Below are 11,860 nucleotides of genomic sequence, written 5' to 3'. Positions count from 1 at the left end.
AGGATTTGGCGGGCAACCTTGGCCAGGACGCCGTCTTCGCCGGTCACGGAATCCGCGTAGGCGCTCAGCGCGGCGGAGTCCACCACGCCGCCGCCACCGGCAGCGCCCCCGTCACCGAGCTGAAGTTCGGCGCGGCCCAGGCCATCGACGTGCTGTTCGCGTTCCAGAACAAGATCCGCATCGAGCAAATCAATGACTCGGATACCATCGAGGAGCTGACCAACGGCGTGTCCTCGCGCCGAAACCAGCTGCTCATGGACATGTCCGCGGAGCTGGGCGTGCCCGCCATCGACGGCGCGGCAGATGCCGACGTGGCCACCCTGCGCACCAAGGTCAACACCGCAGCGCCCGGCTACTCCCCCTTCGGCGCGGTCCTGGGTGAGGCGATCACCGCCCGCCTGCGCGCCCTGTTCGGCGCGGCCGGCCTCAAACCCGCCGCCGTGGGCGAACGCGTCACCGGCACCTGGTCCCTGCCCGCGTCCTGGACCCCGCACGTAGAAGCCGAGATTTTGCTGGGCACCCGCGAGGAAGACTCCGTTCGCGGCGGCAGCCTGAACACCATCCCTTCCGCGGCCGGAAATAAGCAGGCAGCGCACGACCTCATCGACGCCGCTGTGCAGTCGGTGGCCAACGCCCACGGCCAGTCCGTGTCCATGGGCGGCGCGGCTGCCGCCGGTGGTGGCGGCGTGGTGGACTCCGCCGCGCTGAGCGCCTACGCGGATTCCGTGACCGGCGAAGACGGCGTCCTGGCCAAGGTTGCCCGCCAAATCCTGGGCGAGCTGGGACTTAACCAGCCGGCCGCAGACACCGGCGCAGACGCTGATACTGCCCTGTTCGACGCCGTCGAGGCAGAGCTGGGCGCCGGTTGGCTGAAATCCGTCACCCCGTCCTTCGATCCTAAGCGCGCTGTCTTGTTTGACGATAGGTGGGCATCGGCACGCGAGGATCTCACCCGCGTGGCACTCGGCGAGGTGGAGCTGGACGTGGAACGTTTCCGCGGCACCGGTGAAACCATTGCCAAGCAGGCCACCTGGTGGGCAGCCAACGGCGGCCAGGGTGATTTGGAGGCCATTGCCCAGGCCGCGCGCGAGGAATGGGCCGGCGAATACGCCAAGGACACCGCCCTGGTCACCGGCGCGGCACCGGGCTCCATTGCCACCGCGCTGGTGGAAAAGCTGCTGCAAGGCGGCGCGACGGTCATCATGACCGCCTCGAACGTCTCCCAGGCCCGCAAGGAGTTCGCGCGCAAGCTCTACGCCGCCAACGCGGCTCCCGGCGCGGCGCTGTGGATTGTTCCTGCCAACCTGTCCAGCTTCCGCGACGTGGACGCGCTCATCGCCTGGATTGGCGCGGAACAGCGCGAGACCGTGGGCAACGAGGTCAAGATCTTGAAACCTGCCCTGACGCCTACCCTGGCGTTCCCGTTCGCCGCACCTGGCGTATCCGGCTCTTTGGCGGATGCCGGCGGAAACACCGAGACGCAGGCGCGTTTGCTGCTGTGGTCGGTAGAGCGCACCATCGCCGGGCTGTCCGAGCTGGCGCAGAAGGCCGTGGATACCCGCTGCCACGTCGTGCTGCCGGGCTCGCCTAACCGCGGCACCTTCGGCGGAGACGGCGCCTACGGCGAGGTCAAGGCCGCGCTGGACGCGATTATCAACAAGTGGCACGTGGAGGCCGGCTGGCCCAAGGGCATTACCCTGGCCCAGGCCAAGATTGGCTGGGTTGCCGGCACGCACCTGATGGGCGGCAATGACATGCTGGTCCCGGTTGCCAAGAAGGCCGGGATCCACGTGTGGTCCCCGGCGGAGATTTCCTCCGAGCTCATGGCGCTGGCTTCCGCCGATGCCCGCGCCCAGGCCGCCGATGCCCCACTAGACAAGGACCTCACCGGCGGACTCGAAGGCGTGTCCCTTTCCGCCCTGGCTGCGGACCTTCCCGCCCCGGAGACCGCCGAGGAAGCTGAAGGCCCGGAGACCATCGCGGCGCTGCCTAGCCCGAAGCGCCCCGTGCAGCCAGGCGCTGACGCGTTTGGCGGGGAAATCGGTGAAGTCACCAAGGACTTAGAGGACATGGTGGTCATTGCCGGTGTGGGCGAAGTTTCCTCCTGGGGCTCTGGACGCACCCGCTTCGAGGCGGAATACGGCCTGCAGCGCGACGGCTCCGTGGAGCTCACGGCCGCCGGCGTCATCGAGCTGGCCTGGATGACCGGGCTCATCGAATGGCGCGAAGAACCCAACGCCGCCTGGTACGTCACCGAAACCGATGAGGTCATCGAGGAAGAAGACATCTACGACCGCTTCCGTGATGAGGTCGTGGCCCGCGCCGGCGTGCGCACCCTCACGGACAAGTACAACATGACTGACCAGGGATCCATTGACCTGACCACGGTGTTCTTGGATAGGGACGTGGAGTTCACGGTGGCATCGGAGGCTGAGGCACGCGACATCAAGCTCGCGGACCCGGACTTCACCACCATCGGCGAGCAAGACGGCGAGTGGCTCATCACCCGTCACAAGGGCGCTACCGTCAAGGTGCCGCGCAAGGCCACCCTGACCCGCACCGTTGCGGCGCAGATGCCGGATGACTTCGACGCCACCAAGTGGGGCGTGCCGGAACACATGGTTGACGCGCTAGACCGCATGGCCGTGTGGAACCTGGTCACCGCCATTGACGCGTTCATCACCGCCGGGTTTAGCCCCGCCGAGCTGCTGCGCGCCATCCACCCCACGCAGGTTGCCACCACCCAAGGCACCGGCATTGGCGGCATGGAGTCCCTCCACAAGGTGTTTGTCACCCGCTTCCTGGGCGAGGAACGCCCCAGCGACATCCTGCAGGAAGCCCTGCCCAACGTCATCGCGGCGCACACCATGCAGTCCCTGGTGGGCGGCTACGGCTCCATGATTCACCCCATTGGCGCGTGTGCCACTGCGGCGGTGTCCATTGAGGAAGGCGTGGACAAGATTGCGCTGGGTAAGGCCGACGTGGTGGTTGCCGGCGGTATTGATGACGTGCAGGTGGAGTCGCTCACCGGCTTCGGCGACATGAACGCCACCGCAGAAACCGCGGCCATGACCGCGCAGGGTATTTCCGAGCGCTTCATCTCCCGCGCCAACGACCGCCGTCGCGGCGGGTTCCTGGAAGGCGAGGGCGGCGGCACCGTCCTGCTGGTGCGCGGCTCCTTGGCTGCGGAGCTGGGCCTGCCGGTGCTGGCGGTCGTCGCGCACGCGGCATCGCACGGTGATGGCGCGCACACCTCCATCCCGGCCCCTGGCCTGGGTGCGCTGGCTGCTGGGCGCGGGCGTGAGAACTCCCGCCTGGCGCGCGGACTGAAGTCCTTGGGGCTTAGCCCGGACGATGTCACGGTGCTGTCCAAGCACGACACCTCCACCAACGCCAACGACCCCAACGAGTCGGAGCTGCACTCCATCCTGTGGCCGGCCATCGGGCGCAACGAGGACAAGCCGATGTTTGTCATCTCCCAGAAGACGCTCACCGGGCATGCCAAGGCGGGTGCCGCGCTGTTCCAGACCGGCGGCATCATTGACGTGTTCCGCACCGGCCGGATTCCGGCCAACGTCTCACTCGACGTGGTGGATCCGCTCATTGAGCCCAAGGCCAAGAACTTGGTCTGGCTGCGTGAGCCGCTGGATGTCTCCGCGCGTGGCGTGAAGGCAGCGGTGCTGACCTCCCTGGGCTTTGGCCACGTGGGTGCCATCATCGTCTACGCCCACCCGGGGGTGTTCGAGCAAGCCGTCACGCAACAACGTGGCGCCGATGCCGCCGCTACCTGGCGCTCTAAGGCCGAGTCCCGCCTGGCCGCGGGCCACGACCGCTTTGAGGCCGGCATGCTGGGCCGCGCGCCGCTGTTCGAGGTAATCGACGGCCGCCGCCTCCCGGCGAAGAACGCCAAGGCAGCAGAGATTGCCATGCTGCTCGATGAGGACGCCCGCCTGGGCGAGGACGGCACCTACCCGTCCGCCTAACCGCTAGCTAGAAAAGCTCCCAGCCCTGTGACCGGCTGGGAGCTTTTTTAGATCCCCTGCGGCCCCAGCGCTGAATTTAACACCCCAACTTCCCTACTTAACTTCCCCCACACATGTTAAGTTAGTCGGGAAGTTAAGGCTAAGAGGAAATTTCAAATATCCCCAGCGCAATTGGCCTTTTCCGAAGAAACTAATTTTTCCTCGAAATACTTGATATGGCTCTAACTCGAGTTCTTCAGTTTTGGCAGCGGCGCTACCAAGCAGGAGTCATATTTAATTCGATTAAACCCTTTGATAACTGGAGGTTCTCATTCGTACGGCTCTTGCGACAAAGAAGTCTTTGTTTTTGCTCTCGGCTGCAGCAATTTCAGGATTAGGAGACGGCTTAGTTCCTACGGCGTTTGCTATCCAATCTCATAGGCTAGATGATTCGGGTAGGGGACTAACGATTGTCCTCATTGCCTTATGGATTGGACGGTTTGCTTCGTCATTGCTGGTACAGAGGCTTCCTTCGCCGGTTTTCCCTGTTAGATGGATGCTTTGGGCTGATGGAATCCGGATGCTCGCGCAACTTTTGCTTCTTGCCTGGGCACACATGTCCGGACTCGGATACTCAATTGTGGCGTTAGCGATTTCAGCGCTGTTTTATGGGATAGCCACGTCTTTCTTTACACCTGGAAGATTCGGCTTGATAAGCACAATTTTCACAGCAGATGAGCGCCAAAGAGTGAATGGGGCCTTATCTATTATCGGGGATATCTTTTTTGTTGCCGGCCCCGTCGTGGGCACCTGGCTGATGCTATGGTTCGGATTTGATGTGGTATTGCTTTTGGACGCTGCGACCTTTGCGGTGGGGATGGTACTACTCTCGCGATTTTATGGTGCATCGGCTTCTGAGAAAGAGGATTCGTCTTCCGAGGCTTCAGAGGCTTCAGGGGCTTCAGGGGCTTCAGAGGCTTCAGAGGCTGAGGACGCAGTCACTTCTTCTCGGGAAGCGCGTGGGGATAAATTACCCTATTGGGTTACTGCCGGATTGGCTACTTGGTTTGCAGTATCGTTGACCGTTGGATACTTGGGCTCTGCTGCGCCTACATTCATTATGAATCGCTTTGATGAGTCTTCTTGGGGCTGGGTTGCCATGGGTATGGCTGCCGGTTCCTTAATTGGCTCATCTGTATCAATGACGTCTTGGCTTAATCAAGTTTCCTGGAGGGGTAAACAAGGGCTTGCTTGTCTAATGGTGATGGGGCAAGTTCTGGCGTTGGTTCTGGCGCCTCATTTGGCCTTAGTCATCGCCATATTTTTCTTAGGATCTGCATTAGCTACACTTGCGGGAATTGCGTGGGATATTTTAGGCCAAGCTTTCCCCAACCCTGGTGCAGTTCATTCTTTCGCTACTCGTGACCAGTTGGTTAACACGACGGCGATTCCTCTAGGAATGCTTCTTGTTGCTTTTACGGCCGGAAATCCCATGATTGGAGTAACTACGGTATTGATCGCGTTGGGGGCTAGCGTAGTGCTATGCGTAGTTCCTGGCCTTTGGAAAGGAATTGGAAAGAGTGAAGCAAGGGAAAGGGCTGCGTAATGAGGAATCTCCGCTGGTTTTAGAGTGAGAATACAGGCTTGCCGCCCCCAGCCAAGCTGGGGGTTGTCGTGCGCCATCTTAGCGTGGGCATCTAGCGCCAATTAATTTTTAAAGGGCCGCAACCCGGTGGGTTTGCCCACCTTTGCCAGGCATCCAGGCCTTGAATAACGCCTTCCATGCCCTCCGATAGCGCCTTAATATCCAGACCCACCCAATCGGGAGTGGTCAGCGGGTCTGCCACGAGCTTAAGAATCACCGCAGCGGCGTACCCGCAGGTATGCAGCCCCACCGGGAATCCCGCCGAATGAGCTTGGGCAATGGCACCGCCCAAGCCCGCCTGCCGCCGCAGCGCCGAACTTAACACCCAACTTCCCACTTAACTTCCCACATGTATTAAGTAAGGTGTTAAGTTCTCACTCCCCAGCCGGAAAAATCAAGCCTACCTGGTTCTTTTCAAAATCCCCCCGGCACCTGAACTTAACACCCAACTTCCCTACTTAACTTCCCACATGTGTTAAGTTAGGTGGGAAGTTAAGATGAAAAGGAAACTCAGATGTCCCCAGAAGAATTGGCTGAGCTGGTAGCCAAGCTGCGCGTAATCGGCACCGACCAGCAAAACGTCGAAGTCAAAAGTGGTGTTGGCAAAAGTATCAAGGAAACCCTCAGCGCCTTTTCCAACGCAGATGGCGGGACAATCATCGTTGGCCTTTCCGAAGAAACCAATTTTTCCCCGGTACAAAACTTCAACCATTCCCAGGCCAGTGACAAGCTGGAAACCTTCTGCCAGCAGATAACCCCCGTGATTGTGCCGGATATCAAGCTCATCCCCTTCGAGGGCACGGTCTTACTTGTTGCCATCGTAAAGAGCTTGCCCGCAACGGACAAACCCGCCTTCATCACGGACAAGGGGCGCTATAGAGGCAGCTACATTCGGCTCGGGGATGGTGATGTCATGCTCTCCGAATACGAAGTGAGCAAAATGCTGGAAGAAAAAACTCCCCCCACCTGGGATCAACAGCCTGTTGCCGCAGCAACCCTGGAAGACCTGGATGAACAGCTGCTCAACTCCTTCCTGGAATTACACCGGGGGCGTCGTCCAAAAACTTTCGCGGACGGGGAAGACGCAGCATTAAAGCGGCTGAAAATAACAGGTGGAAACCACCCCACCATGGCCTCCCTATTAACCATGGGGATCTATCCACAAGAATTTTTCCCCCGCCTGACCTTAAACTTCGCTGCCTTCCCTGGGACTGAAAAAGGCACCATTACCACTGGGGTACGGCTACTTGATAGTGCGACCATTACGGGAACAATCCCAGAGCTGATTAGCGCCGGGGTAGACAAAGTTGCCAATAATATGCGCACCGCCGGGTTTATTGACAACAAATTCCGCACCAATATTCCGGATTATCCCCTCATCGCAGTACGCGAAGCACTGGTCAACGCCCTTATGCACCGCGATTACGCACCGGCTGCACTGGGAAGCCCCGTGCATATCAACATGTTCGTTGACAGGTTAGAGATTTCCAACCCTGGCGGCCTCTACGGCGGTGTGACGGTCAACAACTTGGGCAAACCCGGAGTCAGCTCCACCCGCAATCAACTGCTTGCCACCTTCTTGGAGGATATCCCACTGGAGGGCGGTGGAACCGTCGCTGAAAACCGCGGAACCGGTATCCCCACTATCAACAAAGCCTTGGCTGACGCCCTCATGCCAACCCCAGAGATCATCAATCGCCTGGATAGCTTCACGATCGTTTTTCATAAACGTCGGGTAGCCCCCACCGAGAGTTACGGCACTGCCTTTCAACAGGTTCTGGCAATTCTCAATACCAAGGCTTCTGCTTCCAGTGCCGAGCTATCCGCAGAGACTGGCCTAAGCCGCACCGCAATCCAGCGTGCCTTGAACCAGGCCTTAGCGCAGGGGCTGATCGAGCAAACCGAGCCCGCCCGCAGCCCTAAGCAGCGCTACCGGGTTCTACCCCGGGATCACTAGTCTTCACCGCCCGCGACGCCGCATGAGCGGTTTCAGTGAGGTCCTAAAGAAGGCCCGCTCCATCGACGTTCACACCTTTTAAGCTATACCCTGAATGTGCGACAGCTAGCGTAGATATCAATGCCGGAAAGTACATGTTTTGGGTGAATAAAAAATCCTTCATGACGATCGCGATACTAAAGCCAACTCCAATCCACATTGTGAATAAGCCAAGTCGGCGAAGAAACTGTTGCCGCCCTTCTGGGCCTAGCGAGTGATTCTCCGGGATGAAGAGAAGTACTAAGACGCCGATAACTACGACTCCTACGCTCCAAGGCAACTGGTGAAGAAACGCAAAAAAGCACGCCAATGTTGGAATTATTACGCCGGTTCCAAATTGAATACGGGCCATAATATTCATCCTTGAAAATAAGTGACATTTTTAGCATTGAGTACTTACGAGAGCGAGAAAGAAATCCACTCCATAAGCCCAAGCGATGGCGACGATTGCGGCTCCTTCGGGACCCGCGGCTCCAATCATAGCTGCCGCTGCTATCCAACCGGCGTGGTGAATTATTCCCACTGCCCAAAGTAGCATTCCACCTGGCACTGAAGACCGAGTGGGACACGGCGTTACCGTCGCCCCTCCCTGTTGTCGAGCGCCAGCTACCTCTGAGGGGCATCAGGGGAAAGATATCCAATCATCTATCACCGCCACGTCGGTTTTATCGAGGGCGCCGGACGGTGAGCGTGGCTGACCGGCCCGGCTATACAACCATCAAGTGCGATCAGAAAATGTCACCACGTGCCCATCTTAAAGAGGCGGCCGTCCGGGCCCTCATCGTGGAGGCGTAGCACGGTTTCTTCATCACTGAACACGGGAGCTTGCTTCGCACGCGCCGGCAAATCCGTGTCAATGACCGTCACGATCTGCTGGACTCCAAGCTCGGCGTAGTCCCGCATAACCTCAATCAGGTTTTCCTTCTTGCGCCAATCTAGGGACTCGAAGGCACCGTCATGGAATACAAATGCCGGGAACCCACCGCCCAGGTGCGCCCTCAAGACCGCAAGATCGAAAGCAATGCACAAGATTTTCTTGTAAGAAAAGCCCTGCTGCGCGCTGGTGCGGTTTTTCTCATCGTCTAAAATCTGTACCTCGAACTCGGGGTGAGACTGTGCATTCACCCTGACCGTCAACAGTGCCGGAACATCCAGGATGGATTTGACGATCTCGGCGAAGTAGCCACGGATAGCTCCAAGGGTGTGCTCGCCTGACATGGCCGACGTAGAAGCAATATCCTCCTTGAGCTTCTCGGACAAATCCGTCAGCTCATCTTGGGCTGCACGCGCGTTCTTACGCGCCTGCTCCAATTCACGGATGCGCTCGTAGCGAAGCGTGAGGACGCCAATGTCTGACCTCACTTTCACAAGCTCAGCGGAGGTGTCCTTGTACTTTTTGACCACATCGGTTTCGCTCAAAAAGCCCAGGATCTCCGACCGGCGTCGGCTCAGTTCTTTGAGCTCGGCGTCAATCTCCGCAAGGCGGGTTTTGACTGCACCTAGCTCTTCCAATAGATAGACGCTGCGCTCCTTGGTGATGGCGGCGTTGAAGGCCACCAGCTGCTCATAATCACGTTTGAGCTGACCGTCAAAATACACACCGGTTTCCCCGAACAGAGCCTCGACCCGCCCGGAATCGAAGGAAACGTTGCCCTCATCCAAGGAGGCTTCTATCTTCTTCTTGGCGTGTTCAAGCGTGTAGCGCTCCTCGTTGAGCCGCGCAATGGCCTGGTCAATGTTGTCCACCAGTTCCTGCGTCTGTTCCTTGTCTTGCCCCCAGAAATCGAATTGCTCTAATTCTTGTTCGAGTTGGTGCTTCTTTTGGCCTTTGAGGAACAGGATTCCCTCAACCGTTTCAGCACTTGTTTCCTCGTTGCCAAACCCTTCCTCGATCCTGCCTGCATCCGCCCGGCACTTTTCCACCAGGGCTTCTTGGTCGTACAAGCGCTGAACAAGCGCACCGTCCAGTCCTAGGATATGGGCTAGGTAGGGCTTCCAGTCCGAGTGCTTGGCCGCAAACCTGCCCAGTTTGAACACGTCCGAATAGTCATCCTGGGTGCGGAGGAAATACCCCAACCCCTTGCGGTAGTCCCACGGGGAAACTTCGCGAAAATCTAGGTAGCCGTCGAGGATGCTCTTGGCCTTCTCGAAGGGCACCTTGTAGTGGTCCCAGTCTTCTTCCGCCGCGTTACTAAAGTCCTGGCGGGGCTCCAGATGACGCTTGAAACTCACCTTCGATGCCTCCCTCACCCCGCGCATGATAGTCACGTACCCACCCGCAGCAAGCTCAATTTCCAGGAAGAACACAAAGTCCGCGAAAACGTCTTCGTGCTTGAACAAGAACATCGACTTGTCTCTCCGCGACAAAAGGCAATAATTGAGCACCACCCCCAGGGTGCTTTTGCCAACGTTGTGGGTATCCTTTTCCCGTTTTTCTTCCAGCCTGACTTCAGCGAGCACCACATTGAGACCGGCGTTGAATTCTACCGGCGCAAATATGGCGGGCTGGTTGCAGTACAACTTAGACAGCTTCATCTTAAGGCCCCACGTATTCAAAGGAATCAGTCTTCTTCAGGTATTCAACAAGTCCCAGTAGATAGAGGAAATCTAGCGCTGGAACAAACAGGAACTCCCCGCCCTTGACCTTGCCCTTGACCGCCCGCAGCAGCGCGGTGTAGTCCACGACCCGCTGCTTCTTCAGCATCGCGAGGATAAGATACGCAACAAAAAGCACGGTGCGGTCCGGGTGGGAGTGCTTAGAGGGCCGTAGGATCATCTTCCTCACCTCCCCGTCCAATGTCGCAGTTCCAGTACATGTAATACAATAGCGCCCGGCTAAGCCGCTTGTAACGCGTCTGCCGAAGAACGGGGTCGCGCTTAGGCAGCAAATCGAAGAGGTAATTCATCACCAGGTCGAAACTTTGATATTCCTGACGATGAGCGACGATGGTCAAGTCCAGGGAAGCGGTGTATCTGCAGCCCCGGCACCATGCGTATCCAGGTGTGCTTTATCGTCAATGCCGACTCTGCAGCGCACCCTAAAGCGATATTCTCAAATGCCCCAAACCGTCTACCAAGGTTGACTTGATAAGTCGCTAGCGAGTAGACTATCGTCATCAAACGAGCCGCCGTAATTAAAAAGTTGAAAACTGAAGCCAAGCGGCGCGGACTTGAATTTGAGGAAATCGCCCTTACCCGTCACGACGCCTACCGAGTGGGCAATACAACTCGAACGCTGGGTAGGCATCGCGAGATTGACGATGTGACGGCAAAAAAGTTCTTCGACCAATATGCGCAAGAACTAGGAAAAGGATGGTGGAGATAATGACTAAGACGTACACGGTGACCGCAGAACGCGGAACCAGCGACGTGTGGGTACTGGAATGTGCCGAACTGGGAGCTGTGTCTCAAACTAAGCGCCTTGCCCATGCTGCTGACGAAATGCGCGAAGCTATGGCCTATCAAGCCGGGATAAACCCCGATGAGCTCAATATAGTTGTTGAAGTCATTCTCCCTCCGGAGATTGCAGAGATGAAGATCCGAGCCGATGAGCAACGTCAAGAAGCTGCACGGCTTAACACTATGGCACAGAAGAACACCCGAGACCTGGCCGTAGCACTAAGGAAGTCCGGAATGACCGTACGTGACATGGGAGAAATTCTTGGCGTGTCTTATCAAAGGGCCCAAAAACTCGCCACCACCTAGAACTTGGGTTGACCGCAAAATCCGGCCACAGTGTTAAGCTGCAGCATCTGCTCACCCCGCCTGGACGATGGAGGAACCATCGCCGGCGCGGGCTTGCTGAATGACAAGCTCATAGCCGTATTCGCGGACTCGTTTCGCCAACCGATCCCGGTTCCTTTCAACGGCGCTTCCCCGCCACACGGTGGTGCGGACCTGCATGTCAACGGGGGCATCGGCAAGTAAGTTCAGACTCTCCCAACAGCGGCCCCCAACCTTTGCCGGGCGCTGAATCACGGCCTCTATGTCCTGCGGTAGCGCCTTAATATCCAGGCCCACCCAGTCCGGAGTGGTCAACGGATCTGCCAGGAGCTTGCGGATTGCGGCAGGAGCGTAGCCGCAGGTATGCACCCCCACCGGGAAGCCCCTTAATGAGCTCCCGGCGCTTTTTGGCCGCGTTGAGCGCCTGCTCAAAGTCTGTATTTTGTCAAGCTGAAGTGATCCGTTTTGGCGCGGAAAAGTGATCCGTTTTGGCGCGTGCATGTTTTTTTATTTGGGTGTGTTTGTGGGGTTGGG

General features: G+C 58.2%; 9 protein-coding genes and 1 pseudogene. 4 read left to right on the top strand and 6 right to left on the bottom strand.

What is annotated here, in order from left to right; genetic code table 11:
• Both F4V58_RS01080 and F4V58_RS01075 read left to right on the top strand, forming a co-directional pair.
• Positions 1-3,983: beta-ketoacyl synthase N-terminal-like domain-containing protein (locus F4V58_RS01080; protein ID WP_282958298.1), on the top strand; the 3,983-nt coding region annotated here is incomplete at its 5' end.
• Between the two features lie 340 nt (positions 3,984-4,323).
• Positions 4,324-5,568: an MFS transporter gene (locus F4V58_RS01075; protein ID WP_075732624.1), complete on the top strand. Its 1,245-nt coding sequence runs from the start codon at positions 4,324-4,326 to the stop codon at positions 5,566-5,568.
• A gap of 166 nt (positions 5,569-5,734) precedes the next feature.
• Here the strand turns inward: F4V58_RS01075 and F4V58_RS13010 are convergent.
• Positions 5,735-5,902: pseudogene (locus F4V58_RS13010) on the bottom strand (anaerobic ribonucleoside-triphosphate reductase activating protein); the annotation flags it as partial.
• 219 nt (positions 5,903-6,121) lie between these two features.
• Here F4V58_RS13010 and F4V58_RS01065 point away from each other — a divergent pair.
• Entirely contained in the window at positions 6,122-7,564 is a 1,443-nt protein-coding gene (locus tag F4V58_RS01065; protein WP_075732620.1) for an ATP-binding protein, read from the top strand.
• A gap of 43 nt (positions 7,565-7,607) precedes the next feature.
• Here F4V58_RS01065 and F4V58_RS01060 read toward each other — a convergent pair whose 3' ends face one another.
• The 4 genes from F4V58_RS01060 to F4V58_RS12965 all read right to left on the bottom strand — a co-directional run bounded on the left by F4V58_RS01060 (position 7,608) and on the right by F4V58_RS12965 (position 10,557).
• Positions 7,608-7,955, bottom strand: coding sequence for a hypothetical protein (locus F4V58_RS01060; protein ID WP_075732618.1), 348 nt, complete (start codon positions 7,953-7,955; stop codon positions 7,608-7,610).
• A gap of 386 nt (positions 7,956-8,341) precedes the next feature.
• Positions 8,342-10,159, bottom strand: a complete 1,818-nt coding sequence (locus F4V58_RS01055) for a DUF2326 domain-containing protein (RefSeq protein WP_211272764.1) — start codon at positions 10,157-10,159, stop codon at positions 8,342-8,344.
• Positions 10,140-10,379 (bottom strand): ABC-three component system middle component 8, encoded by a 240-nt coding sequence (locus tag F4V58_RS01050; RefSeq protein WP_211272763.1) that lies wholly within the window; start codon positions 10,377-10,379, stop codon positions 10,140-10,142. Before F4V58_RS01050 ends, F4V58_RS01055 begins: the two co-directional genes overlap by 20 nt.
• Entirely contained in the window at positions 10,360-10,557 is a 198-nt protein-coding gene (locus F4V58_RS12965; RefSeq protein WP_342743283.1) for an ABC-three component system protein, read from the bottom strand. Before F4V58_RS12965 ends, F4V58_RS01050 begins: the two co-directional genes overlap by 20 nt.
• Before the next feature lie 370 nt (positions 10,558-10,927).
• Between F4V58_RS12965 and F4V58_RS01040 the strand changes: the two genes are divergently transcribed.
• Positions 10,928-11,308 carry a hypothetical protein gene (locus F4V58_RS01040; protein ID WP_075736350.1) on the top strand — a complete coding sequence of 127 codons (381 nt, stop codon included), beginning with the start codon at positions 10,928-10,930 and terminating at the stop codon, positions 11,306-11,308.
• Positions 11,309-11,359: 51 nt separating this feature from the next.
• Here F4V58_RS01040 and F4V58_RS01035 read toward each other — a convergent pair whose 3' ends face one another.
• Entirely contained in the window at positions 11,360-11,701 is a 342-nt protein-coding gene (locus tag F4V58_RS01035) for a hypothetical protein (RefSeq protein WP_075732612.1), read from the bottom strand.
• Positions 11,702-11,860: the final 159 nt, after the last annotated feature.

Origin of the sequence: Corynebacterium phocae, from assembly GCF_008693075.1 — a bacterium.
Lineage (GTDB): Bacteria > Actinomycetota > Actinomycetes > Mycobacteriales > Mycobacteriaceae > Corynebacterium > Corynebacterium phocae.
Note: the sequence above shows the minus strand (reverse complement) of the source record. Positions and strands in the feature narration are given on the sequence as shown.

Bases quoted from the DNA above. Each gene is read 5' to 3' on its own strand.
- F4V58_RS01065 (WP_075732620.1), top strand. From the start codon at position 6,122: ATGTCCCCAGAAGAATTGGCTGAGCTGGTAGCCAAGCTGCGCGTAATC.
- F4V58_RS01060 (WP_075732618.1), bottom strand. From the start codon at position 7,955: ATGGCCCGTATTCAATTTGGAACCGGCGTAATAATTCCAACATTGGCG.
- F4V58_RS01050 (WP_211272763.1), bottom strand. From the start codon at position 10,379: ATGATCCTACGGCCCTCTAAGCACTCCCACCCGGACCGCACCGTGCTT.
- F4V58_RS01040 (WP_075736350.1), top strand. From the start codon at position 10,928: ATGACTAAGACGTACACGGTGACCGCAGAACGCGGAACCAGCGACGTG.